Source organism: Gluconobacter sp. Gdi (assembly GCF_014132155.1).
Taxonomy (GTDB): domain Bacteria; phylum Pseudomonadota; class Alphaproteobacteria; order Acetobacterales; family Acetobacteraceae; genus Gluconobacter.
This window is the reverse complement of record NZ_BLJQ01000007.1, coordinates 47,381-74,158: the sequence shown is the minus strand read 5'-3', so window position 1 is coordinate 74,158 and position 26,778 is coordinate 47,381. Positions and strand designations below refer to the sequence as shown.

The 26,778-nt window shown below is 52.8% G+C and carries 19 protein-coding genes and 2 pseudogenes; 8 read left to right on the top strand and 13 right to left on the bottom strand.

Going from position 1 to position 26,778, the window contains the following annotated elements; all coding sequences use genetic code 11:
* Positions 1-10 precede the first annotated feature (10 nt).
* From JN414_RS12505 to JN414_RS12450, 12 genes are all read right to left on the bottom strand, one after another.
* Positions 11-931 (bottom strand): substrate-binding domain-containing protein, encoded by a 921-nt coding sequence (locus JN414_RS12505; RefSeq protein ID WP_237390045.1) that lies wholly within the window; start codon positions 929-931, stop codon positions 11-13.
* Between the two features lie 99 nt (positions 932-1,030).
* Complete coding sequence (locus JN414_RS12500) at positions 1,031-1,801, bottom strand: SDR family NAD(P)-dependent oxidoreductase (protein WP_202208168.1); 771 nt, start codon at positions 1,799-1,801, stop codon at positions 1,031-1,033.
* A 20-nt stretch (positions 1,802-1,821) separates the two neighbouring features.
* Positions 1,822-2,835 carry an AraC family transcriptional regulator gene (locus JN414_RS12495; RefSeq protein WP_202208167.1) on the bottom strand — a complete coding sequence of 338 codons (1,014 nt, stop codon included), beginning with the start codon at positions 2,833-2,835 and terminating at the stop codon, positions 1,822-1,824.
* A 15-nt stretch (positions 2,836-2,850) separates the two neighbouring features.
* Positions 2,851-3,888 carry an NAD(P)-dependent alcohol dehydrogenase gene (locus JN414_RS12490; protein WP_202208166.1) on the bottom strand — a complete coding sequence of 346 codons (1,038 nt, stop codon included), beginning with the start codon at positions 3,886-3,888 and terminating at the stop codon, positions 2,851-2,853.
* Between the two features lie 379 nt (positions 3,889-4,267).
* Positions 4,268-5,671: a diguanylate cyclase gene (locus JN414_RS12485; protein ID WP_202208165.1), complete on the bottom strand. Its 1,404-nt coding sequence runs from the start codon at positions 5,669-5,671 to the stop codon at positions 4,268-4,270.
* Positions 5,672-5,778: 107 nt separating this feature from the next.
* On the bottom strand, positions 5,779-6,837 hold the full coding sequence (locus JN414_RS12480; RefSeq protein WP_237390051.1) for a glycosyl hydrolase family 8: 1,059 nt from the start codon (positions 6,835-6,837) through the stop codon (positions 5,779-5,781).
* A gap of 49 nt (positions 6,838-6,886) precedes the next feature.
* Positions 6,887-7,225, bottom strand: a complete 339-nt coding sequence (locus tag JN414_RS12475) for a hypothetical protein (RefSeq protein ID WP_202208163.1) — start codon at positions 7,223-7,225, stop codon at positions 6,887-6,889.
* Between the two features lie 43 nt (positions 7,226-7,268).
* Complete coding sequence (gene bcsD / locus JN414_RS12470; protein ID WP_202208162.1) at positions 7,269-7,700, bottom strand: cellulose biosynthesis protein BcsD; 432 nt, start codon at positions 7,698-7,700, stop codon at positions 7,269-7,271.
* Positions 7,701-11,546 carry a cellulose synthase subunit BcsC-related outer membrane protein gene (locus JN414_RS12465; RefSeq protein WP_202208161.1) on the bottom strand — a complete coding sequence of 1,282 codons (3,846 nt, stop codon included), beginning with the start codon at positions 11,544-11,546 and terminating at the stop codon, positions 7,701-7,703.
* Positions 11,543-16,105, bottom strand: coding sequence for a UDP-forming cellulose synthase catalytic subunit (bcsA, locus tag JN414_RS12460; RefSeq protein WP_202208160.1), 4,563 nt, complete (start codon positions 16,103-16,105; stop codon positions 11,543-11,545). Before bcsA ends, JN414_RS12465 begins: the two co-directional genes overlap by 4 nt.
* 200 nt (positions 16,106-16,305) lie before the next feature.
* Positions 16,306-16,590: a hypothetical protein gene (locus tag JN414_RS12455; RefSeq protein WP_237390044.1), complete on the bottom strand. Its 285-nt coding sequence runs from the start codon at positions 16,588-16,590 to the stop codon at positions 16,306-16,308.
* 10 nt (positions 16,591-16,600) lie between these two features.
* Positions 16,601-16,843, bottom strand: a complete 243-nt coding sequence (locus tag JN414_RS12450; protein ID WP_237390043.1) for a hypothetical protein — start codon at positions 16,841-16,843, stop codon at positions 16,601-16,603.
* A 177-nt stretch (positions 16,844-17,020) separates the two neighbouring features.
* On the opposite strand from JN414_RS12450, the gene JN414_RS12445 reads away from it, so the two are divergent.
* Positions 17,021-17,713: a recombinase family protein gene (locus JN414_RS12445; RefSeq protein ID WP_237390042.1), complete on the top strand. Its 693-nt coding sequence runs from the start codon at positions 17,021-17,023 to the stop codon at positions 17,711-17,713.
* 412 nt (positions 17,714-18,125) lie between these two features.
* Here the strand turns inward: JN414_RS12445 and JN414_RS12440 are convergent.
* A pseudogene (locus tag JN414_RS12440) lies at positions 18,126-18,935 on the bottom strand (DDE-type integrase/transposase/recombinase); the annotation flags it as partial.
* Between the two features lie 521 nt (positions 18,936-19,456).
* On the opposite strand from JN414_RS12440, the pseudogene JN414_RS17245 reads away from it, so the two are divergent.
* From JN414_RS17245 to JN414_RS12405, 7 genes and pseudogenes are all read left to right on the top strand, one after another.
* A pseudogene (locus JN414_RS17245) lies at positions 19,457-19,669 on the top strand (transposase); the annotation flags it as partial.
* Positions 19,670-19,716: 47 nt separating this feature from the next.
* Positions 19,717-20,748 (top strand): LacI family DNA-binding transcriptional regulator, encoded by a 1,032-nt coding sequence (locus JN414_RS12430; protein WP_202208158.1) that lies wholly within the window; start codon positions 19,717-19,719, stop codon positions 20,746-20,748.
* Between the two features lie 200 nt (positions 20,749-20,948).
* Entirely contained in the window at positions 20,949-21,953 is a 1,005-nt protein-coding gene (locus JN414_RS12425; protein ID WP_202208157.1) for a Gfo/Idh/MocA family protein, read from the top strand.
* On the top strand, positions 21,950-23,365 hold the full coding sequence (locus tag JN414_RS12420) for an MFS transporter (RefSeq protein ID WP_202208156.1): 1,416 nt from the start codon (positions 21,950-21,952) through the stop codon (positions 23,363-23,365). The genes JN414_RS12425 and JN414_RS12420 overlap by 4 nt, the downstream gene beginning before the upstream one ends.
* Positions 23,366-23,475: 110 nt before the next feature.
* Positions 23,476-24,267: a 2-keto-4-pentenoate hydratase gene (locus JN414_RS12415; protein WP_202208155.1), complete on the top strand. Its 792-nt coding sequence runs from the start codon at positions 23,476-23,478 to the stop codon at positions 24,265-24,267.
* Positions 24,268-24,293: 26 nt separating this feature from the next.
* On the top strand, positions 24,294-25,226 hold the full coding sequence (locus tag JN414_RS12410) for a 2-hydroxyacid dehydrogenase (protein WP_202208154.1): 933 nt from the start codon (positions 24,294-24,296) through the stop codon (positions 25,224-25,226).
* A gap of 58 nt (positions 25,227-25,284) precedes the next feature.
* Positions 25,285-26,706: a carbohydrate porin gene (locus JN414_RS12405; RefSeq protein WP_237390041.1), complete on the top strand. Its 1,422-nt coding sequence runs from the start codon at positions 25,285-25,287 to the stop codon at positions 26,704-26,706.
* The last annotated feature ends 72 nt before the right edge of the window (positions 26,707-26,778 follow it).

The following is a 26,778-nucleotide window of genomic DNA, read 5'->3' as shown; positions in this document are numbered from 1 at the left end:
TTCTTGGAATTTACCAGCTAAACGTCTTGGCTTTCGTCGCGTCGATCAGCTCGACATCGACTGGCAGAACTTTCGGGACTTCTGCGCCCCATTTCTTGGCGAGGGCCAGCGCGAGTGCCAGACGGATTTCCTGCCGGGGGAACTGGGCTGCCGTGGCGATGAAATGAGAGCCCGGCTTGCTGATGGCCTTCACAGCTTCCGGATTGCCATCCACGCTGACCAGCTTCACGTCAGAGCCATTGGACTCAATGGCTGAAAGAACACCGAGCGATCCGTTATCATTGACGCTGAAAATGCCCTTCAGATCCGGGTTGGCCTGAAGCATGTTCTCCGCCACCGTCAGAGCCTGATCACGCTCCTGCTTGCCGTTCTGAACGCTGACAATCTTGATGTCGGAATGCTTGGCAATGGCGTCCTTGCAGCCTTTGACACGCTCAAGAATCGGCACAACCGGGATACCGTCGATGATCCCGATATTGCCGCTCTTGATCGTCGTGGCGAGGTACTCGCAGGCCTTGAAACCGGCATCGTAGTTCTTGGAACCGACAAACGCATCCAGCGGGCCGCCAGCCTGAGCATCTACCGAGACAATCGGGATGTTCTTGTCATGAACGGTCTTCACGACGGACGTGACGCCCACGGTATCGGTCGGGTTGATGATGATGATCTGCGCGCCCTGCTGGATCATGTCCTCAATGTCGCTCACCTGCTTGGAAACGTCATGGTGCGCATCGCTGATGATGACATTGGCGCCGATTGTGGCAGCGGCCTCCTGCAACGCGTCCTTCATGGTGACGAAATACGGATTGTTCATTTCCTGAAAGGAAACGCCAATTTTCAGCGGTGTTCCGGCTGCGGCAGCCGGGTGTGACAGGGCCGTCCCGCCAAGAGCGAGAGACAGAAGGGCCAGCGGAAGCGTCTTGATCTTCATGTTACACCTGTTGATCTGCATGCACTGTGCAGGTCATTTCCTGCACATGGCCTTGTCAAAACCGTAAAATTACCTGTCTCTATTTGAAGATGCGGCGGCCTAAAGGGCCGTGTATCCGCCGTCGACAAATATTTCCTGTCCGTTGACCATGTTCGATGCATCGGAAGCGAGATACAGAACTGTATCCGCGACATCTTCCGGTGTTGCGACACGACCTGCGGGGATTTTTTCCAGCAGCTTTTCCAGCTTGTTACCAACGCTCCAGACGCGTTCGCCCATGGGCGTCCAGACGACCGTGGGGCAGATAGCATTGGCCTGAATGTTATGAGCCGCCCACTCCGCCGTCATGACCTTGGTAAGACCGTTCAAGCCGGCTTTGGAGGCGACGTAAGCACCATGGTCAATCAGCGCGACAGAGCTGGCCTGGGAACTGATGTTGACGATTTTACCGCGCTTACGTTCGATCATGCCCGGCGCGAAAGCACGGGCGAGAAGCCATGGGGCACGCAGGTTGATGGCCTGTACGGTGTCCCACTCCTCAACGGTCTGCTCCACCAGAGGGCGAGGGAAACTGACGCCAGCATTATTGACGACAATATCGACGCCCCCCCACGCAGCCGTCACGGTCTGGGCGACAGCGTCTGGAGCCGTGGAATCATTAAGATCTGCAACAACCGTGAGGCATTGACGGCCATGGCTTTCCACAATCCGGCACGTTTCGGCCATATCGGCTTCCGAACGCGCAACAGCGACAATATCGGCCCCGGCAGCACTCAGCACGTCGCAGATCGTAACACCAAGCCCGCGGGATGCACCCGTTACAAGAGCTTTACGACCGTCGAGGGAAAAGCGTTGTGGAAGTGTTGACATGATCTGTTTTCCCTTATCGATCAGTTCAGGAACTCTGTGGCGTCTGCTGGCGAAAGGGCCGTCATTTCGCGAGCATGACGGCGATATTCCCGTGGCGTGCAGCCACGCAGGCGCAGAAAGATGCGGTTAAAATTGGAGAGGTTGTTGAAGCCGGAAGCCGCACCGATTTCCGTGATCGAAAGGGGAGAACTCGCCAGCAGATGACATGCGTGACACACCCGCAGCCGATGCAGGAACGACATGAACGTGTCGCCCGTCGCCGCCCGGAACTGACGGGAAAATGTTGAGGCGCAAAGCCCCAGATCCTGCGCCAGATGGTCATGCCGAATTTCGGACGGGTCCATAGCCATCAGGGACGTGATGACATTACTCATCCGCTGCATTTCCGGGCTGTTCAGAGCCGGGTTTTCACCTTTGAGAGACAATGTCCGGAAAGGCGCAGAAGTCAGATCTGCCAGAAGCCCCAGACACGCTGCCAGCTTCGCAGCGCCCTGCACAGTACCAATGGCGACCAGCTTTTCACCCATCTGAAGTGCTTCTGGACCAGTAAATTCGATCCCAAGGGTGGAAGCCTGCAAAAGATTGCGCAGCCCTGCCAGTTCAGGGCACAGCGTCGTCAGAGTTTCAATCCATTGAGCGCTAAACTGAAGCACCACATCACGCCCGGTTAGTACTTCTCCGGGCTTGAGCGGGCTGAACCAGCCATGCGGAAGATCCGGCCCAACAAGTACCAGTTGCCGCGGACCAAAACTGCCGATGTGATCCCCGATAATGGCTCGCCCCTCCCCCTTCGTGATGAGATGCAGTTCATATTCGAGGTGATGATTCCAACGTGCGACAGGCGCTGGATAATCGTGCTGATGCCATCGGAAACTTGTGTTCGGTTCTGCATGAATGGCCTCATAAACAGGACGCGTCGCATTGCCACTGACGGGCGCCTTGGCTTGAAGCGAGCGGAGCGTACCGAGGGCCGAGGCCCTGTTAGCAATGGGAGAGAATGCACCCTGCGTCTGAGATTTCTGCGTTACGGACATGAAAATACTGTCCTTTCAGAGAACGATCTGGAGCTTCACGTCATCCGGTCGTGCTTCCGCAGCACGCTCGAAAGCTGAAATACCCTGATCGAAAGAGAAGGTTTCCGAGACGAGAGGTTTGAGGTCGATCTTGCCCGCACTGATAAGGCGGATGGCTCGCTCATAGACATTTGCGTAGCGGAAGACAGTTTCCATCCGGATTTCCTTGGCCTGCGCAGCCACGATATCAAATGGAACTTTCTGAACCGGCATCCCGACGAACACGATTGTGCCGCCTGGCCGGACGCAGACCAAAGCGTCATCATAAGCGCCAGCAAAGCCGCTGGCTTCGAAGACAACATCTACACCCCAGTCCGCACCGCAGGCTGTATCGATGACGTCGCGCACCTTCGTCTCCCGCACATTGACAGGCGTGACACCGTCATACTGCCCGGCAATGGCAAGTTTGGCGGGAGCAATATCCGTGATGAAAACCTGGCCCGCCCCTGAGGCAAGAGCTGCCAGAGCTGTCATAATTCCGATCGGACCACAGCCCGTGACGAGACACACATCGCCGGGCTTGAGTGCCGCCTTGACGGCCGCATGAACACCGACCGCCAGAGGCTCGACCATGGCGCCTTCTGCGAAACTCACATTGTCTGGCAGCTTAAAGGTGAAGGCAGCCGGATGGACAACCGACGGGGTCAGACATCCGTGAACAGGTGGAGTTGCCCAAAAACGCACGGCTGGATCAACATTATACTGCCCTAAGAGGCTGGATCGGGATTGCGGGTCAGGAATTCCAGGCTCCATGCACACCCGGTCTCCCACCTTGAAAGACCGGACATTCTGCCCCACTTCCGTAACCGTACCCGAGGCTTCATGACCCAGAACCATGGGTTGCCGGACCACGAAAGGACCAATGGCACCGTGCGTGTAGTAGTGCACATCGCTACCACAGATTCCAACGGTATGGATGGCAATTCGAACATCATCGGGGCCGATCCCCGTTGGCAGAGCAATTTCCCGCAGGGAAAGTTCGCCCTTTTTCTCAAGCACCAGAGCCTGTGCCATATCCAACCGTCTCCTGTCACACGTTCTAACATCAGATGTGATCAAGAGAACTGATTATATGTTATATATCACAGCGTATAGAGTGTTTTTTCCTAAAAAATGATACTTTTTTGAGTGATGCGATTTCAGATATCCAATTTTTTATCGGCAGACGTGAATTCAACATATTGATTAAAATAGATATTATTGATTATACTCTCTCCTGAAGAAGAATGTATTTTCCTGAAGCCTGAAATTTTCCATGTTATAGATAACACAAATATGAGGTCTGGACTGCTTGGAAAGCTCCAGATTCTATCGATGAAAGGCAGCAGCCACAGCGTGTGGAGATACGGCGAAACTATTCCAGGCTACTAAACATCCATCGGACACAGCACACTTACTCTGCCAAGCCATCCGAATGAACGTGTCTGCCTTTGCTTACATGCCAGCGGTTTCTACCTGCCGCCTTGGCAAGATAAAGGGCTCGATCTGCATCCTCGATGAGATGACGATAATCCGGATGGCCAGCAAATGTGGCGATGCCAAACGATGCGGTCACGCGAATATCGATTTCGTTGACTGTCAAAGCAGTGTTTTGCTCAATCGCTGTGCGAATACGTTCCGCGATTTGGATCGCTTGTTCTTCCTGAGTTTCGGTCAGGAGAACAAGAAACTCCTCTCCTCCATATCGAAAAATAAAATCACTCATCCTGCACTGTGCAACCAGTATTTTAGCGACGTATCGCAGCACGGAATCACCCACAACATGCCCGAGTTTATCGTTGACGGACTTGAAGTGATCGATATCCACCATCAGAATACTGAAGGGAATATGTCGCCGTAGAGAAAGGGAGACTTCTCTACCAAGAATGGTAGGCAAGAAACGTCGGCTCAGTGTTTTGGTCAATGGATCACGGCCATTCTCAACGGCTTCCGCCGTTTTAAAAAGCTGGTCCATCATGTAATGGATTTCTTCCAGCGCGCCTTGAAGGGCTTTGATTGCCTGTGGGGGCACAGGCCGCGCGGAGACCAGCTTCGGAACAAGCGCATTATCAACGTGTTCTACGGCCTTCGATACAACGTCAATTTCTGACGCGCCTTGAAACAGAACACTTCCCTTGTGCCTTAACCAGAGCCCAAACGCAGAGTCTGAAAGAGTATTGGCGGAGTCTCCCCCATAACAGATGTCGAGAAGAAAAGACTGTCCCCACTCCAGCAAAGCGGCCCGTTGCGTCTCTCGTTCAAGACTTATGTCTTTGCCCAGTGACATGAGCCGGAACGCCTCATTGACCTCAACTTCCTTTCGCGTTCCCTGTACAAAAGCCAGGCTCATGACCTCGATCGCAATATCGATCATATCTTCCGCATATGCGATGGCCGCGGAATATTGCGGTCCGTCCAATCCCAGTGCCTGAATGAACACGCGCAGTTTCCTTTTCAGGAGACGGGCACCATGCATCACCACATGAATCGGGATCTGAATACGCGCATGCGCGGCGCCAATCTTCTGCTGAGTCTGCACAAGAATACTGGCGTCCGGCGCGTCGTGAGAGAAAAGCTCTGCCAGCCAACGCCCCAGTGCTGCACGAAGGCGCGTATCAACAATTTCATTCGAAAGAAACGGGGCTGCATCAGCGTTGTTCAGAAGCACTTCATAAAACCTTTGCACGCAGTCCACCGCGTGCTGGTCTATCACCCCTGCTACAATTTCCTGCACAGGGGCGGGCGTCTGGGAGATCAGTCCCTGCCACTCTTGCTCGGCGATAGAAGGCTCTTGTACTTCAGAGGCATCAGTAGTCATCAAATAATTTTCCGTACAGTTCTGGGGCAATTTTTCGAAAGGAACTGCACAGCAGCACCCCATGATCTTTAAACACAAAAGCAGTTCTGTCTCGTCATTTCCCCGCCTTAGCGCAAACTTTGTGCCGCAACGATGTTCGAGAGAAGGACAAGTGAAGCAGAGTAATAATCAATGCTTCTGCTCAACACCGGGCTAAAGCCATTCTCAAACCCACAGGCTGCGCCAATGGCATGAAATCCCTGGGGGGCCGCATAAGGCGCTGTTTCATCTGTCTTCAGGTCGATCCAGGCAGGCAGCCCGCCTGACGTGTAGGCATGCCAGTAACGCACAAACGGGTTTGCAATATCCCGATCCAGCATGCCGCCCCATTGAAGATATAAAGGAACCCGGATCGCATCATACGAAAACCGGGGTGGCCAACCCGAAGCGATTTCCGGCACGTCCCGATCCTTTCCAAGCGTGAGCCAGTCAGGTGGCAAGCCCCATCTGCCAAAACGAGCCTGCCGGAGCAGATCCATTCCGTCATGAATAGCTTGCGCCCATATTCCGGTATCGTCGAACTCCTGTGCGGCCTGCATGGATGGAATAACGTAATAGGACATGTTCAGTGTAGCTTTTCCGGGTGACAGAAAACCCGAAATACCCGGAAGAAGGACAAGGCAACCGTTGAAATTTACGAGAAGTTTCTTCCGAATACTTGAATAGATCTGCTTTGCCTGCGTCAAAAGATGTGGCCGCTGCCATTTCCTTGCAGCGCTTGTCAGGGCAAAGGCGATCAAAAGATCACCATCCGTCGCGTTGTTATGGTCAGGCACATGCGGGATAGAATTATTGATATACCGCCAGGAAAAGAGCGCATCCTGTGGCCTGCGGAGCGTCGTGGCGGTCCAACTCCAGAGCCTGTCAAAAGACGTTTGATCATCGAACGCAACGGAGAAGAGCATCCCATATCCCTGCCCTTCACTATGGGAGGCGACACCATCATGAGCGTCGATGATGCGCCCGTCAGAGGTCATAAAGCGTTTCTTGTAATCTTCCCACAGATCATCTGCAGTCGCAGCAGAAGCATACGATCCGGTCGCCGCCAGAAATGAAGTACAGAAAACTCCTTTCATGACCATCCGCCGGTTGAAGGACTCTATTGCCATGGTGGGATCACGCATCATGTTCTTCACTGAATATATCCTGTCTGGTACTGTCGCGCTTGAAGATTACTCAACGAAAAATCTCGTTAAGTCCCTTTGCGGGCATGCCGCTTGTGATCCTGTTTTTCTCCAGCATCGAAAACACCTTGGAGAGTGGAATGCTACGGGCATCCGTGAGGAAATTTTCAATCGGCAGGGCAGTACTCTCCGTGCTGCCGTCCTGAGGACGCAAAGTCACTTCAGGTGCAGGGAGAGGCTTCGACGCTTCAACGTGTTCGGCTTCCTCCACAGGCGCCTTCACGTAAGGTGTCTGTGGAATGAAAGCGATGTTATCGAACGAACGGTATCTGAAATCCGGCTTTCCCATTGCTTTGCAGAGTGAAGGAACGTCGGATGAAAACTGGGGCATGCTTAATCGTCCTGGCTCATGAAGCGACCGGTCGCGGTTCTGTTCATTGTCCGTACTCGAACAGTAGACTTCCAATGGAGTTGGCCGGCGTCTGAGGGTCCCATGTTATTCGGCAGCCTTCCGCGGCATTGGGCTGATCCATAAGCCATTGCTCATAGAGGCCCGCCAGACATGCCGTCAGCCAGCTTCCTGGCGGAGTACCCGTACTTCCCAGTGATGGCAGACCATCATGGGTCAAACGAAGGCGTGCCTGGGTTTCTGCCAGAGAAAGGCTCGTTTGCCCCCACCCAAGCGTGGCAAGCTGGACGTTCATTTCCAACTCGAGGTTGAGCAGCGTTTCACATGGCGGCAATGTCACGCGGCACGCAATCCGATACCCGACCTTCCGAAGAAAACTGTCCCGCGCGTCCGCCCCGGCCTGCTGATCGAATTCCCGAGCCAGCTCTGTAAGAAGCAGTGTAAAATCAATGGCCATTCAACGTATTCCGGAAAAGTCGTAGTGAACGGACAGATTCACATCTGTCTGATTCCAGGGACCCGACTTCTGGTAGAGAAAACGACCACTAACCTTCAGATCAGGCGTAATGTGGTAATAGAAAAGCGCATCTATACCGCCTGAAATTCCAGACGAAGATTTCGCGGGATCACGATAGTTGTACTGGCTCAGCACACTTGTAGAAACACCACCGCAGGGTGTGATTGTTGATCCGTTTGCGGCAGCGAGTGCTTGCTGTTGTACACAGTCCTGTGCAGCATCGTAATTCGCTCTTGCCTGTGTCTGGTAGCGACTGTCTCGAGGAAAAAGCAGTGTGCTGCGCTGACGATACGCCTGGAAGCCTCCAAAACCGGAAGCCGCCCAATCCCACGCCCCCTTATGTCCTGCATACCGCACCGGGATAGTCAGAGAGAAAAAGGACTGTGGCGAAAAATAACCGCCATTCCCGGGGGTATAAAGAAACTGGTTGTTATTATACCTGAACCAGTCGGCATCCGCACCGATATGAACTTTGTTCATACCATCGTCGTAGATACGGAAACTGCCTCCCACACCGGCTTCATAATTAACATTGGACTGCGTGTTACGACCATAGATGTAAGCACCGCCCCCACCTGCATACAGAGAAAAGGCATCATCTCCGTATTCGAACTGTGCATGAGCTCTATTTTTGGTTACCCCGCCCCAGGTCCTGTGCTGGGTTACATCGCCCACTGTCTCCGTCTCACGCAGACCTGCATAAGAGAGGACGCTATCTGCGATGGCACGTCGTTCGAATGTCGTATGCAGTATAAGATGAGGCGCAATCTGAGGGGTTAATTCAATCCCACCCAGAATGTTGGTCACAGAAAAGCCCAAAGGCGACGTGCCGATATCCGCCCTGAACCAATCAAGAGCATAATAAAGATTCGTACCTACGCCATAAGCCGAGCGGCGACGTATCACGTCACTGTAGCAGGCAGAAGTTGTCTGGACGTCTTGAGGCGCACAAGTCACCGCTGTCGTCCCAGTTTTCCACAGCCCTTCCCGATAATCCATAGTCCCCGTGCCGGAGGCGAGTACGGTGGGATCCAGAACGATACCCAATCGTCCCGAACCCACCGTCATGGCTCCTTCCATCTTCAAATCAGCACGGGAAAGCTTGGTCAAGCCGGTCCCGGAACGTCCGAGAAAGCCGGGAGTAATATCCACGGTCGGCGCATAAGTCTGACTGACGCGGCTTTCATCTTCCTGAATGCCACTCAGCATTGGGTCCTGCTCCGCCTCGGATTTGCCGTGATCCTGCTGCCGGAATGGATTAACGTCCTCAACAAGGCCTCCATCCGTCCGTCGAACCTGAGCGGCACGGAATTCTCTGGCCCGAGCAAGATCTTCAAGACTTTCGCGCCAGTTACCATCCATCTCGGCCACACGGGCTGCCGCAATCCACGCACGCGGATCGGTGGGCGCACGCTCCTTGAGAGCTTCGGCATTAACTCTGGCTTCGTCTTTTTGGCCAGCCTGAGCTTCGAGCTTGACCAATGCTAGTCTGGCTTCCAGATCATCAGGGTCACGATTGACAACCGCACGTACAATTTCATCCGCCTTGGCATTTTCTTGCCGGGCTTCATACAGTCTAACGAGCGCCATACGGGCTGACGTGTCAGACGGATTATCCGCCAGAACGGGCCTGAGGGCTTCATAGGCTTCCGCCTGATCACCCTTCGCATTCAGCTGATCCGACCGCGTTACAGCCAGCCCTGTTGTAATATCGTGGCGCTCACGTTCCTCTTCGGGAGTCAACTGCGCACCTGCAAGGCCTTCCATCAGATGTCGTGCTTCTTCTGTTTTGCGAACCCCCAGGAAGCTCCCCGCATATGCCAGTCGCTGCTGTGCCGTCAGATGGGGGGTAGAAGACAAGAGGCTCCGGAGAAAAAAGACAGCGAGAGCAGGCTTGCCTGCACCAACCAGTTGGCTGGCAACGCCTGCGCCCCTTATCCCGGTAGGATCGCTCATAGTGTCGGCAAGTCTGCGGACATAAAAGCGGGCATCGGTCTCATCCGCCGGCAGAGTGGCGATGCGGTCGTGATCTTCAAGACGCATCTCAACCTGTCTGATGGATTGCGTCCGTGCCTGTGCAGGCAATGTTCGAAGAAGCTGTCTGATTCTGTCGAAATCATTGACCTGACTGCTAAAAAACACTGCAGCCTGTAGCTGTTCAGCCGTCAGATGGCGATCTGTCGACAGGATAGGCTCCATGACTTCCCGTGCTTCCTGCTGGCGCGAAGACTTCAGAAGCGCCTGAGCCAGATGAAGCCTGATCCACGGGTCGTCTGGTTTTTCCGCTAGAGCTGAAGTCAACAGGGTTACCTTTTCCCCGGCGTTATCCGCCCGGTCAGCTTCGGCCTGTAAATCGGCCGCACGCATATCCTGCAGGAAACGGTTGCCCATACCCGGAATACGTCGGGCGAGTGCCTGAGCCTCACTCACCCTTCCATCCGAAGCCAGAATTCCACTCAACCCCTGAAGCGCTGCGATATTCCCGGGCTCTGAAGCAAGAACACTACGATAGCCTCGCTCGGCTTCAGCCGTTCGCCCCTGCCTACGATCCATGTCTGCAAGTTTGACTTTAAGAGCCGCTTGGTCGGGCGCCACCTGCAACGTGTCAACAGCGAGTTGTCGTGCTTCGTTATAACGCCCCGTAGCGATCAGACTGTCTATCCTGTGATAGGTGCCCGCCAGCTTCGAACCTGCCAAAGCTTTCGTCCAACGCGCGGCCTCGGCAGGGTTCAGTTGCGATGCCCGGTTCAGAAGTTCCGTAGCTTCGTCCGAACGCCCCTGCCGCAGACGCACAAGTCCGAGCCCTCCGACCGCGTCCGCATCATCCGGATGGGTCTGCAGCACTCCATTGAAGTCACTTTCCGCCTGCTGAAGATTGCCACGGTCCAAAGCCTGAAAACCTTCAGTGCGGGTCTGGGCCAATTCTTCACTCGGGGCATGCTCTGCCTGATGTCGACGTTCCAGCACATCATGATCTTGCGGCAAGACCGATAGAAAAGCATCATAAAGTGGGATGCTTCGAGAGGTCGGAGGAACCCAGTAAAGTGCTGTTCGCCAAGCTCTCATGACAGAGGTTCGCTGCTCTCTTGAAAGAGCCGTAACACCCGCCAGACCTTGCAACCGTTTCATTCCATCCAGACGGGTGTCCTCGTTCCAGGTCAGAGCTTCAGCATATCCAATCTGAGCCGCAATATTGTTATGATCAGTGCGGATCAGTGATCGCAACCCGGCAATAGCCTCGTTTCGCAATGGCTTAGACGCAGCCATCACCTGATAATATTCCAGTGCATACCCTCCTGGCGGACCATTCGGAAACAGACGCTCATAAACGCGCACTGCTTCTGTCGCCTTCCCTGAACGAGCGAGGGTCCGGGCCTCCTCCAAAAGTGGGCCAGAAACAAGGCTTCCCCTCATAACGGAATCCAGATTTTGTGCCGCTTTCGGATTGATTTTCTGAAGCGTCTTTAGAACTCTTTCCGAAGCTTCAATGTCACCTTTCTGAGCAGCCCACTCTCCCTCGATTTCCAGAACGCCTGGGTTTTGAGGAGCAACCTGCCGCGCCTGAGCCAGTGTTTCTGCCGCACGATCATACTGACTGCGACCAAGCCAGTACCTCGTCTGTTTTAACAGAAGCTGGACGACCTCCGCCTGATCCGCCGGGATCGCCGAAAGAGTAACTGCCTGTTGAGCCTGCGCATCTTCCGGCAACCAGAAAAATACACCTTGGGATAGACCAGAAAGAAGCAGGGCGGACGTTGGTAGCGACGGCAGGAAACGAGCTTTCATTGCGCCTGAACGCCCTGATCGGAGAGTTGCACCTCATCCATGACACGTTTGCGCAGCATTGCCTGATACATGACAGCTTTATGCAGACTGCGTCCGATCAGAAAGATGGCAACAGCAGCAGCAGCAGCAGCAATGATGCGGAATGGGTGCTCACGGAAGATACGCTCGATATTCACCCAGAAAGGCAGACTACCGACGGTATAGGAGATGCCATTGCGAGACGCGACAACATGGCTGCCATTAACGACAGTCAGATCCCCCTGAATTCCCCGCTGTTTTTCTGGATCACGCATGGCATGAACCAGTTCATCCAATCCCTGTGGTGTCCCGGATAGCATCATGACAAGCGAGCGATGCGATGCATACGGAGAGCGCGCTGCCATAAAAGCTCCCCCACTCTGCAGACTGAGCGCCCCCTGAAGCTTTACTGTACCTGTGTCAGAAACGGCATTTCCTGCAAGATCGGCAAAGAAATATCGCACCCCATCCAGCATTGTTCTCTGCCGGAAATGAAGCTTGCCATTTTCAAGAGTATAAGGTGTTGCTGCCAACAGAGAAGCATATGACCTGTCCGAGCCAAGCGTTCCCATCACCAGCACGTCCTGATCGGGAAACGTCTTGTCCGAGGCTAGGACGCTCTCGCCAATCAAAGTCATTTTGTCTGCGGGATACCACGTATAGGAGCCAATGGTGCCCATTAGGTCCAGAAAGGCAGTCGTTACTGCTGTATCCGGATGATCAGGAAGGCAGATTACCGTTTCGGAAAGGTCTGCAAGGCGCGTAAAGGGAAAGGCGCTATTTGCGAACATTGCGAGATTGGGAAGTACGGCAAAATGGTACGCCCGCCTGAAATCAAGCGTGGAATCAGGATCAATGCTGATCGTGATATCCTGACCTGATGCGGCAATTTGTGTATTCGCAGCTGGGCGACCGCTAAAATAGAAATCAAGCTGATTCTGCGCATACACCCCCCAAACTGGAAGTTTGATCCGATCCTGCTGTAGGGCAGAAACCGACGGGAAGTAACGTGAAATCCATAATGGTAGAAGCGTCGGAACTCTCCAGGAGTAGCTCCGCAGGTAAAGGTTATTGAGGCTCACATCAACATGAGACCGGTCCAGGTCAACAATTGCTTCCAAGGGACCATTGATGCCAACCTCGGCGAGAAATGGCTTGTCCCGCCACGTGTAGAGATCAGGCAAGATACGGAACGGAATACTCAGTGTGCCAGGAATATACCCGTGGCCCGTGAGAGCAGCATCACTCACCAACTCGCCAAACCGGACTACCCGGCTTGTCGGTATAAATGCTGGTGCATCATACGGATTTCTGGGCATGGTTTCCGGTGCGCTAACACTCTGTGACGCATTTTCAGAAAGTGCTTCCGGTAGAAATGCAACGGCACGCGCAGCTTCCTGAACCTCTTCCACGGTGCGACCAGTAATAACCAGTACGGTTCCATTACTATCTTTGGGGTTGGCAACTTCAGCTACAAAGGGCCCTTTGACAGAGGCTGGAAGCAGCAGTCCGACTGGCAAAAGACCTGCTGGAGCGATGGCCACCGCATTACCGCTCAAAGGAAGATGTCTGCTGACAGGAAACGAGATACGTCGGACGTCGGTAATCTTTCCAAACCAACCTGCCATGATCGCAGCGCCCCGTAGGTCCCCCGGAGACTGGTTGTCAGGAAGGACAAAAGGCAGCACGACAGGATCGCTCGCCTGAATGTCCAGCAGAGGTGTGGGAAGACGGTTGAGATGACGCTGGGGCGGCAAGGGTACGGTGGTCAGCGTCAGAGAGGACATACCTCTGATTTCGGCCCATATGTCAGTCGTTTTTTGGGGCAGCGCAGGCGTTTCGTGATCCGAAGACGTACTTCCCAAAGAAAAGGTCAGTGTGTTCTTTTTCGTGAAAAGTACGGGATCAAGATCAAAACTAAGGGCGTCAAAAGAAGCGCGAGAGCGATCCAAAGTGATCGTTCCAACATACTGATCATTGAGACGTATCGTGATGGCCCCGCCTGTCGCGGCAAGTTGCGGTGAAAACGCTCCACTCAGGACAAGGCGCGCCCCTGTGACAAGACGGGAAGATGGAACTGAAAGGTTGACCCCCTGAATGGAAGCCCAAGGCAACATCCGTAGAACAGAGGGCGTTCCAAAATGCATGAGAGAAAAGGTTTGCGGCGTTGCCCCTGCAAGCGGAGGCATGACAGGCCCCGGCACATTCGTAGTGGTTCCTATATCGGGCAGAGGAATATTGTCTCCTGCATCGGAAATCGGAGATGGGAGAGCCTGAGCAGAGGCCTGCCCACTCATCGCGATGCTTGTCATCAGACCGATGATCAGGAGGGAAGCAGTCGAACCTTGTTTCATGGGACGAAGCACTATTCTCTCGCGTTTTTTCTTGCGGGCGGCGGCAAAATCCTTTGCCTGCTGTTCAGCATTCAGAATGCGCTTGTCGCGCTCAGCATAAGAATCAGGATCAGTTCGTTTAAACAGTGCTCCGAAACAGCGCAGAAGTAGCCACGCACTCCGGAGCGGACGATCTGGCGCATAGTTATCCCAGCCAAGCCATGCATCTGCCCGACCAAACATGAACCGTACAATCACCGCTTCTTCTCGTGGCGAAGCAGGCGTCCAGCGCAGGCTGACCTCGTCCTCTTCGACAAGAACAATTCTAGCAAGCACACCGGTCTCACCTGACTGCAGACGAAGACGGACTGCCATATCCGGGCGGATCATGCTTGCGTCTTCAGGCGGAACGTGAAGCCTGCAACCGCCTCGTGAGACATCGATCGTAACGCCTTCGACGAGGCTACCGTTCTGCAGATCGACCGTCAGCGGAAATATCGCAGCAAGTCTCGGGCTATGCCTTATCTGACGTGTCTCACGCCCAACCAGGATGGCACCAAAAACCAGGAGGGCATTCAGCGCAGCCCAGAAGCAGGTCGTCCATAACGCATTCAGAACCATGACGTCATGCTGTCTGAAAAAAATTCTCCACAGCCCTGAAAGAACAGCGATGCAGAGCAGGATCAGAATAACAATCTGCGGCCAAATGGCGCGGATATCCGTATATTCCTGTTTAACCAGACCGCCTTTGTCGGTCACGTTAAAGCGCCCACGGCGTGGGAAGAGCAACGTCATGAACGTAATTGGAGCGATGAATGGCGCAAGCGCGATGTCGTAAACTTCGCTCCAGAATGAATATCGCCAGTTTCTCTGGACGTGAGAAGCTGTTGCAACCGAATGGAAAAAGTGCGGCAGCACATAGACGGCGAGTGCCATAGGAGATGCTGCTATCAGCGTTTCCCCAAAGAAGAGATACGCGAGAGGCGCAAGAAGAAAAATGAGACGAGGGATCGCGAAGAGAAAACTCATCGTTGCAGACAGATAACAAAGCCGCTGGGCAAATGTCAGACCCGGTCCGAACAGCGGATTATCGACACGAAAAATTTGCGTCATTCCTCGCGCCCAGCGCGCACGCTGACCGATATGAAGGATAAGACGTTCCGTTGCCAAACCGGCAGCCAGAGGGAGGCGCAAGTAAGCACTAGACCACCCTGCTCTCTGCATCCTGAGCGCCGTGTGACAGTCTTCTGTCACTGTATCGGTCGCAACCCCTCCTATCTCCTCCAGCGCCGTTCGCCTCAATACTGCACACGAACCGCAGAAAAATGCGCTATTCCAGAAATCATTTCCCGGCTGAAGCAATCCATAAAACAGATTACCCTCTGGAGGGACGGAAAGCCCTTCTGAAAGATTTCGCTCAAATGGATCAGGAGAATAAAAATAATGAGGTGTCTGAATGAGGCCAATACGGCGATCAGCAATCATCCATCCCATCGTGGACTGAAGAAACGCTCGTACAGGAATATGATCGCAATCGAAAATCGCGATGTACTCACCTGATGTGAGAGCAAGCGCGTGGTTTAGATTGCCAGCTTTTGCGTGAGAATTATCAGGACGCGCGATATAACCAGCACCACAGGCTTGAGCGAATTCGAAAAATTCACTTCGATGCCCATCATCCAGAATATAAATATTTAACCGATCTGCGGGCCAGTCCAACCCCATACAGGCTAGAACAACCATACGGACTATTTGAAGGTCTTCATTATAAGTGGGGATATAGACGTCGACAGATGGCCATTCTTCAACTTTATCTGGCAATGCCATCGGCGTGCGTTGCAGGGTATGCAATGTCTGAAAATAGCTCAGAACAAGCATTATCCCCGCGAAAAATTCGGCAAATATAAGGGCTACGCTTAAGGCGGCCTGAGTAAAATCTTCAAATTCAACCGTCTCAGTAAGACGCCAGACAAAATATCTCAGAGAAACAAATAGCGACAGCAGCTTAAGAATAATCGCCGCATTGTCATTACGCACCCTATCTACGATAAAAAACGCTACAATACCTGCAACAGCAAGAACAGCTTGATTTTCCACTGAAAGAGGAATTGTTGCAGCCCCGCCAAAAAGAAGCGTTCCGCCCAGCGTGGCAAAGACAAGGTGGCGCGCTCTTATAGAACGCCACGTGGCAAGAGAGGATACTACCATTTCGCATCAAGATCCGAACTGAACTGAAAAATTTCGATTACCCGGATCCTTTCCGCAATAACCTGTTATATGACCAGAATACGGGAGTTAAGAACGACGGAGATGGGATTTCAAAACCCAATTTTAAGAGAGACGCAGCAATGGCGTTACGCTCTCAGCGATTTGGGCGCATTCAGCACCATTGCAATTTCTTAGATACTTCACAGCAGCGGGGTCCCTGTTGGACCACAATAAACCTCGAGCGCCAGACGTTCATCAGGAGCAAGCTCTGCTAAAGCTGCACAATGATATGCAGACCCACGAGCGGCCGCTTGAGCGACCTGCCACCACGCATCCAGATCGCTTTTCCCCCCACTTCCGCGTAGTCGGCCACCTGTGCCGCAATCGTATTCTATGAACCAGCCTTCACATTCAGCCCGTGCCATGTCGAAGCTTCTTACACACCACTCGACTGACTGAGCCTTTTCAGAGAAAATCATTTTCATTTTTTAACAATCATCTCTGGAAGGCAGTTTTTTTTGCACAAATCAGTCGGCCAAATTCGATGACTAAATCGTCTGCCACGTGCCGATCAACCACTTCATATGTCAGGGCATCATCGGTCAAATCCTGTCCATTGAAAAGGAAAGACATTCCCCCTGAAACACCCACCAAACGATCATGTTCTTCTGTTAGAGATCCCCTTACTGACGGACCAATTTGTCCGCCACTCCCGTCTTGTGAAGAAACTTTTTGCAACAAAAATTCCCAAGATGCCAAAAATGGTCATTTCGGGCAAAGGTTCGAAAATACCCGAAACTCAATTAGGGATTCCCAGAAAATGGCCGATTTTCTAACTTCGTCTGCGCAGAAAACTGTCTCAAATCAGGCCGGAACAAATCGACCGTTTTTGTCAACCTCGTCCCTTCAAAATTCATGAAGGTAATTGCAAAGATCTTCAACCAACGATCCAGTTTGGAAGGTCATTTATTTGATGTATTTGGAGTGGTTTATATGATCATCGGCTACGCTCGGGTTTCTACAGAAGAGCAAAAACTGGATCTACAGATCCAAGCACTCCGGGCTGCTGGTTGTAGTCGAATTTTCACCGATCAAGGAGAATCAGGTAGTAAATTTTCCCGCTCAGGTTTGGACGCAGCAATGCAACATCTTCATGAAGGCTGCACCCTGGTTGTCTGGCGACTTGACCGACTTGGACGCTCTTTGTTTGGGTTAGTCCAACTCATGGAACGGTTAAGCAAGAAGGGAATACATTTTCGTTCGATAACAGAACACATTGATACTGCATCCTCCGGCGGCCGGCTAATGTTCCATATGATGGCTGCATTAGCCGAATTCGAACGATCCATCATTGCTGAAAGAACCCGAGCTGGCCTTGCCGCAGCACGCGTGCGAGGTAAGACGTTGGGCCGTCCTCGTCTACTTTCCGAACAGGATCTGGATATCGCGTTATCTCGCCTGGAAGACGGGACCGAAGGCCTGACCGACATTGCCCGTTCTCTAAACGTATCCTCCAGGACACTTTCGCGGCGCCTCACAACCGCAAAAATTCGTAAAAGGACACCCCTTCAAATCTCCCCGCTCCATGATACCTCTTTATCTCAATAACTTGCAGGAAACAGGCCGATCAATCTGGAACTACGGGACGCACAACATGGAATAAAAAAAACTGAACGATTGGGAGGAAAATAACTTCTATCTCGGCATACGGTTCGCTTGCGGTAATTTCAGCTGGATTGCGCCTTTTCGTGGAACGGATTGTAAAGTCGTAAGCAAACTCCATTCGTTTTTTAAACCGTTGCGGACGACAGCATTGCCTCTTTCGCGATAACCGCGATGTCGAGCCTGGGAGTAGTTGGCCGCAAAAGCATGCGCTCTTTCGTAACCGCCTTGAAGGCCTTAATCAGGACAAGCACTCGGTCGATACCGGCCGCACTTTTCGCAAAAATCCAGATCGCGCGGCCCCGAATGATGGCTCCGTTTGCCTAACTGTTTACTCCCGTGGTTTGATGGTGTGGATTGCTGCCATGAAGTCGCTGAGATGTGTCCTCAGCTCCTCATGGCTGTCGTAATGGAAGCGCTTGACGGTTGCCTTTTTGATTGTTCAGCTCATCCGTTTAACCTGACCATTGGTCCATGAGTGATTTGGTTTCATCAGACGATATTAGATCCCATGCGCTTCAGATCATGTCGAAGCGCATGGGACGCGACCAGGCCGCATTGCGATTACGGGGTTGGTGAGCGAACTGGATCCCATTATCGGTCAGAATGGTATGCCCCCGGTAAGGAATGACGCTTAGGAGATGCTCGAGGAATTCCCAGGCGTTCTTCGGTCGGCTTTCTCGACCAGATGTGTGACAGCGAATGTGCTTGTCCGGTCAATGACAACGAAGAGATACAGCTTGCCTTCAACAGTCTGGACCTCGGCAATATCGATGTGAAAAAAGCCGATAGGATGGCGTTTGAAACGCTGTCGTTTGGGCTTGTCTCCCTCCATATCCGGAAGTCGGGATATCTCTTGACGTTGAAAGCAGCGATGCAGGGCCGAGCGTGTCAGATGGGGAATGCTGGCCTATCGGGCATCAAGATAGTCATCCAGCGATAGCAACGTATGCCGGCGAAATGCCACGATCATCGCTTGGTCCGTCTCGGAAAGGACCGTTGATCGGGGCTCTTTTGGTCCCGTCTTCTGGTCCTCGACAGTCTGACGCTTCCACCATTTAACTGGAGGGTTGATCCCAAGCTCCTCGATCAGCGCCGCGAGCAAAGCCTGCGATCGCTGTAGTGCTGCTCGCACGGCGGCCGTGGTCTTGGCGCTGCCATGACGCATCTGTCATGTTCTGGCTATGAACCCTTAGCCTAACAAAAATTAGCTATCCTAAAAATTTCTGAATACTTATTTTTCTCAATCATTCAAAAAAGAGAGCTTCTATTGTCATCAATTTTCATAATATCGCACCATGATCATCATTAAATATTGATTCTGATCAATTCCGAAACTAAGACCTGTTAGGCTTTGAATGACAATTTTGGCTGCATAACTGTTTATTATGAGCATGATGCAGTCTGTCTTTTCTGATACCCCATAGTCCGTCTGGGAGACCTTGATCGAGGAAGTCCGTCCGAAGGACAAAATCCCACCGAAGAACCTTCGACGGACGATATCCGCGATTTTCTGGCGCCATTAGAACGGCGCGAAATGGCGCGCCCTTCCGCCTGAGTTTGGTCCCTAGTGGATCGCGGCACAACTGTTCATTTGATGCTCGAAACTCGGTGTATGGCAGCGCCTCTTGAAAAGGTCAAAACAGGGACTAGGCCCTCGGCACGGTTTTTCTCGATGGCACACAGGTTTGCGTAGCTGCAGACGGACATGGCAGGGCATTGTCCTTTACGCTTTCGCCCGGACAGGCGCACGAATTACCGTGTGCCTACGCCCTACTCGATAATCTGCCATACCCACCGATCTATGTCGTCTGCGATCGTGGTTACGCCTCACACAAGTTACAGGAGTATCTTTGGAGCCGGGGAGTAGCTATGATCAGACGTTACCTGTATCTGCGTTGAACTCTTCCTTCTCAGAATTCCTTTGATCAAAACGTCATTGCGGTTTCATGAAAAAACCTGGTTCTTTACAACCTGTCAGCCTCCTTGCAGTTGCTCGTGAAGCTGGCGTGTCCAGAGCGACAGCCTCGTTGGTCCTGCGCGAAAGTCCTCTGGTTGCGACCGAAACGCGCGAGCGTGTTCAGGAGGTCATGAAACGTCTTGGGTATATTTACAATCGGGGTGCAGCAAACCTCAGACAGAACCGGACTCATACAATTGGTCTCGTCCTTCCCAATATTGCGAACCCCTTTTTCAGTGAGCTGACAGCGGGAGTTGATGAGATCAATGATACCAATGACGTTGTCTGCTTCATCGCCAATAGCAATGAATCAGCTGATCGCCAGGCTCGCCAGTTACAACGGCTGCGAGAGCACAACGTTGATGGGGTCATCATCTGCCCTGCTGTGGGAAGTTGCCAGACGCTTCTTGACGATCTTGAGCGGTTAAAGCTGCCTTTCGTGCAGGCTCTCCGGCAAGTTTCTTCAGATGAGAGTGACTATGTGGCGGCCGATTACGCTGTCGGTATTGAGAAAGCAGTAACGCATCTCGTTCGGACTGGTCGTAGACGAATCATGTTCGTTGGCAATATGAACGTTCATTCTGCCGCCCAGGCTCGTTGTGAAGGATTCATGCGTGCGATGGCATTGCATCACCTCCCCCAAACCCTGATTGTCCCGGGTGGAGCAGAAAACACCTATGACGAAGCAGTGTTTGATACGCTGCTAAAGTCCTCCGATCCTCCCGACTCAGCTATCTGTTACAATGATATCATGGCCTTAAATGTCATGAACCGTCTTCAGGCGCATGGTATTGCCGTGGGTAAAGAGTTTGCAGTTATCGGGATGGATGATTTGCCTCAAGCATCGGCGTCATATCCCGCTTTAACGACCATCGCCACCGGTCCCCGCGATATCGGTCGAGCCGCTGCGAATCTTCTTCAGGCTCGACTTGAGAACCCCGAGCGTTCAAGGGAACATATTATTCTCTCTCCCCAGCTAATCATCCGTGACAGTTGTGGCGAAAATGCTCACCTAAGGTGATGTCTTTCCCCACCTAAACGACGATACGATCACAAAAAACGTGATACAAAATCATATAATCACACAAGAGTGACGTTTGGCTAACGTTATTTATGTGACTTTCTCTCAAAATTAGCGTTCCTTGTGTGAACTACGGTCTTTTAGATCGATCTAATTAAAAGTTCTGTTTCGTCGCCATAGATGAAATTCAAGGAGGGCTTATGACAACACCCATGAAATGGGCTCTGATTGGGGCCAGTAATGTAGCACAGGAGTGGATGATTGATGCCATTCGCTCGCAGAAGGAAAGTATAATCTGCACTGTTTTCGGTCAGAATGCGGACAGAGGAAAAACCTACGCGCAGGCCAATGGTATTCCCTGCAATACAACGGTGCTTGAGGATATTCTGCAAGATCCGGAAATTCAGGCAGTCTATATCAGCTCCCGAAATGAGTTCCATAAAGACCAGGCCCTTGCTGCCGCGCGTGCTGGCAAGCACGTTCTCTGCGAGAAACCACTAGCTTTATCGCTGAACGATGCTGAAGACATTGTCCGTGTCTGTCATGAGATGGGTGTCGTTCTTGGTACTAACCATCATTTGCGGTGTTCCGCCGTACATATCGCCCTCAGAGAGCAATTGCGTACTGGAACAATCGGGAAATTAAACGCCGCTCGCGTTTTCCATGCCAATTATCTTGCCAAAGCGATGGATGGATGGCGCTTGAATGATGCCGGGGGTGGGCTGATCCTCGATAGTACTATTCATGACATTGACACGCTACGCTTCTTGCTAGGAGCTGATCCTCTGTCGGTGTTCGCCATGACGCAGAGCGGACGGAAAAGTGTCTCTGGCATTGAAGATGGCCTTATGGCCGTCATGCGCTTCCCCGGAGATGTCCTCGTGCAGATCCACGGGTCTTACGCTGTTCCCTACGCTCCGGGGGGCGTAGAGCTTTATGGGGACGAGGGAGCTCTTATCGCACGGGATTGCATGTCCCAGAAACCAGTAGGAAGTCTTTCTCTGCGGAACGCAGAGGGTGAACATCCAATGTCCCTCACTCACCATAATCTTTACCGCTACAGCGTCGCTCGTTTTCTTGCCGCTATCGATGGCAAAGGAACACCTGCCGCAACAGGTGAGGATGGGGTGGCATCTCTCAGGATTGCACTGGCCCTCAAAGAATCCGCTCGGACAGGACGAGAAATAAAGGTCATCCCATCATGAGCGCAACAACGATGACGACGTCTCTTCCCCTTGATCAGGAGCGGCCCCTAGCTATGACTGAAGCCTTGTCACAGCGTCCTGAAATGGCGCCCGAAGAACTACGCCGTGCTGCCTGGACATGCTCTGTCGGGAGCGCCATGGAATATTACGATTTCGCGCTCTACAGTCTGGCCTCTGCTCTGGTGTTCGGGCCCCTTTTCTTCCCAAGCACCATTCCTGGCATGGGACTGGTTGCAAGTTTCGCAACCTATTTCATTGGGTTTGCGGTCCGACCGATTGGCGGCGTATTTTTCGGTCGACTGGGGGACCGTCACGGACGCAAAAAAGTCCTGCTCCTGACCGTAACGCTCATGGGGTTGGCAAGTGCTGCCATCGGCCTCATTCCGTCTTATGCCACAATTGGCATTGCAGCCCCTATTTTGCTTGTCTTAATGCGCATTTTACAAGGATTTGGCGCGGGTGCTGAACAGGCCGGTGCGGCCGTCATGATGACGGAATCTGCCCCAAGAGAGCGCCGTGGATACTTCGCTGCCCTTCCCTTTCTCGGGATTCAGATGGGAACGGTCGCGGCTGGCTTGATCTATTTTGGTATGCTTACAGGTGTACCAAATATTGCAGAGACCTGGATCTGGCGCGCGCCATTTCTCGGGAGTGCATTTCTTCTCGTCATTGCTCTCTATATGCGGCTGAAACTGAAGGAATCCCCAGCTTTCGCAAAGCTGAAGGAAGAGGAAGAGCATGAAGAGGTCATGCCCATCCGGCAGGTCCTGACCACATCGTGGCGCCCCATCACGGCCGGTCTTGGCCTACGCATGGCCGAAAATGGCGGCTCATCCATCTATCAGGTGCTGTCGATTAGCTACCTGGTGCATACGGTCGGGATGAGTAGCAAATGGGGCACCCTCGCCCTGATCGGCGCTGCATTCGTGGGTGCCGTTACCATTCCGGGAGCTGGATGGCTAAGTGATCGCTACGGACGTGTCCGAGTATATCGTGCATTTGCCATCTTGCAGGCTGTCACCGCTATTCCTGTCTGGTATGTCTTCAGCCAAGGAAACCCGGTTCTTTCGATGATTGCGCTGTCCCTGGCTCTGGGCGTCGCAACCTGGGGAATGTTCGGTACACAAGGCGCCTTCCTGCCTGAGATGTTCGGGGTGCGGCACCGTTACACGGCCGTTTCGTTTACGCGTGAATTTTCATCCGTAATTGCAGGAGGTGTTTCCCCCATGGTCGGGCAGTTCCTGATCACGATGTTCGCGCGTTTCAATATCGGTGGTGTCGCAAGCGGGAAGTTCGCATGGATACCACTCGCAACCTATGTGATCTTTCTGGCGGGATTGGCCGTGCTGGCAACGTTCTTCATTCCTGAAACTAGAGGAAGAGACCTGATGTCTCAGGACGACGTGTTCTAAAAAGTCCTCCCCTGATCCAGAACTATTCCTAATCCTTCCTTTTTGATTTCCACCTGAAATGCAACCGAACCTTCCGGACGCATCATGCTCCATTTATGTCTGAGGTTAACATGAAATCTGATGTTTTCTCTCCCTTATCGGATGCATTGGCACAGTATGCAGACCTGCTTCTGGGTGCGCGCAAAAATGGCCATTGCCTTCAACAGATCCCGGCTTCTTCTGCCCCTCAAAATGCAGAAGACGCATATGCGGTACAGGATCGGGTGGCACGTGGTCTGATCTCATCTCTTGGATCGATCCAAGGGTGGAAAGTTGGCGCCCCTACGCCAGACAGCGAGCCATTCTGCGCCCCTTTGCACCAGAACACGATTTTCTCGGGAGATACCAAACTCCCCGTGGGTTTATGCCGTCTCTACGGTGTTGAAGCTGAAATCGTTTATGTTTTCGGAGTGTCTCTGCCGCTGCGCTCCACGCCGTGGACAGAACAGGACGTCCGTAAAGCCATTGTCAGCGCACACGCAGCGATTGAGATTTTCGATACCCGCTTCTGCAAACCCGGATCCCAGTCGGGCCTGACCCATCTTGCGGATCAGGGAAACCATGGATCTCTGATTTACGGAACTCCTCTGGATGACTGGCAACGCCTTGTACCCGTTGATGAACCAGTCCGTCTCATTTTGAACGGTAAAACGGTCATTGATCATACAGGTGGAAATTCTGCTGGTGATCCGATGCGCCTTCTCGTCTGGCTCGCCAATCATGCTGCCAAGAGAGGTTTGCCCATACAGGCGGGAACTGTCGTAACGACGGGATCCATGACTGGAACTGAATTCGTTCCTGCAGGCACGGTCGCAGAAGTCCAGATCGGCCCATTAGCGGCAGTTTCCGTCACGCTCCCTTGAAAAGAACTGATGAAAGGTTTTCGGTCATGAAGCCGGAACTACTTCTTGTTGAACCCATGATGCCTGAAATAGAGGCTCTTCTCGATGCGGCTTATACCGTTCATCGTTATGACGGATCAGCCATTCCCTCTAATGTTGCCACGCGCATTCGGGGGATTGCTACAGGCGGCGGCACCGGTGTGCCAGCAGCGCTGATGAGAACTCTGTCGAACCTTGAAGTCATTGCCATCAATGGGGTGGGAACGGATGCCGTTGACCTGAAAGAAGCGGCACGACGCGGCATTGGCGTAACTACAACCTTGAACGTCCTGACGGATGATGTGGCGGATCTCGCCATGGCGCTCATGCTGTCGGCAATGCGCGATCTGGTTTCAGGAGACCAGTTCGTACGGAACCATCAATGGGGCGTTGGTCAGCTTCCGCTCGCTCATAAGGTCACGGGACGGAAACTTGGAATTGTCGGCATGGGACAGGTCGGACAGGCTATTGCCAAGCGTGCGCGTGGTTTTGATATGCCCGTTTCCTATTATTCCCGCCGTGACCTGGCGTTGCCAGACGCACCGTTTGTTCCTGACCTGCGAGCGCTCGCTGAACAGAGCGATATTCTGGTCGTCGCAGCTTCTGGCGGAGCACAGTCCCGGCATCTCATCAGTCGTGATGTCATGGAAGCCCTCGGTCCGTGCGGTCTGCTCGTAAATGTTTCCCGAGGCAGTGTTGTGGATGAGCAGGCCTTGGTAGAGCTACTCCAGCAAGGAAAGCTCGGAAAGGCTGCGCTGGACGTGTTCGAAAGCGAGCCGACGGTTCCAGAAGCCCTTCTCAAGATGAAAAACGTCGTTCTACAGCCGCACCGCGCCAGCGCTACGGTGGAAACACGCCTTCAGATGGGCCAGTTGGTTGTCGCCAATCTGGGTGCTCATTTTGCGGGTGTGCCTCTCCTGACGCCTGTGCAGTCAATCTGATTGGGTCAAGGACAGGCGCTGTTCCGCTCAGAACAATGCTTCGCTCCGAGGTAATACCATGATGTATTCCCTGTCTTTTCGCCGGAGGCTTATTGCCCTTGGTGTTCTCTCGGCTGGATGGCTGTGCGCCCATCCAGCCCATCCTCAGTATCGTGGTCCGATCTCCGAAACGGCCCCTCTCTTCGCGCTGGACACTCCAACGTCCTACGCCAATACGCCTTTTACACCCCCCGTGGAAAACATGGTCCTTCCGTGGGGAAGACTGGTTAAACGCCTCAATAAAATGGGGGTTGGGATCGTCGTGGATTACACGAGCGAAAGTGCCATCGCGCTGAATGCCGGTCATGGGGGTGATGCCGGATATGCGCATCAGATCGGGGTGGAACTGGATCTGGACTGGGAAAGGCTCATTGGGTGGAAAGGCCTCAAAACCCATGCCGTTTTCGTCAACCGCGCGGGCCATAATTTAGCATCTGATATGGGAGAAAGATCCCTTAATGGCTTTCAGGAAATTTACGGTGGTGGCGGCAATGTCGGCGTTCATCTGGTATACGTTTATGGAACGCAGGACCTTTACAAGAACCGGGTTCAGATTGCCTTGGGCAAGATGCCGGTCAATATCGACTTTGCTAATTCGCCCTTGTTCTGCACGTTCATGAACAAATCGAACTGCGGCATTCCAAAGTCCCTCACCCGTGGAGCGGCAGGGTATGCGACATATCCAGGATCAACATGGGGAACGAGAGTGCGTTACTGGCCATTACATGGGGTTTACACCCAGGCTGGCCTGTATGGTGTCAATCCATATCTGAATACCAACAGATACGACCGTACTGGTTTCAGGATGGATACAGAGCTTTATACCGGCATCTATATTCCCGTTGAAATTGGCCTCATACCGTCTTTTGGAAAGAACAATCTGGTGGGCCATTACAAGTTCGGCGTTGCGTATGATTCTTCGAATTACAGGGATGTCTATTACGATACGGCGTTACAGCCAGCAGCCAGAACGGGCATGCCCTATCGTTGGACCAACGGAAAAACACAGATATGGCTTCAGGCAGACCAGATGTTAATCCGTAATGGGAATGGTCCGCTGCACGGCCTTTATGCAATTGCCGGCTTCACGAAAAGTCAGGGCAACAACAGCCCCTATACGTATCAGGTTTATGCCGGGTTTGTAGACAGAGGCCTCATCCCTAGCCGTCCGCAGGATACAATGGGTGTGGAATGGTCAGAAACATTTGCGAGCTCGCAACTGGTAGCATCACAATGGATCCGGTATCGACAAGGTTTATCTCTGCCCGGAAATGCAGATTATCCGCAGAGTCACCTCACGACGTTTGAAGCGACTTACAATATTCACGTTTTCCGTGGCCTTTCGATCCAGCCGGACTATCAGCATATCTGGAGAACCAATCTTCAGAAAAACAAGCCAGAGGTTGATGCGCTTGGCCTGAAGATCCATGCTGTTCTTTAGACATTGAGTCCCGTGTTAATATCGAAACTTTCCCGGGCACGTTGACAAAAAGATCTGATCCAGAATTTTGCG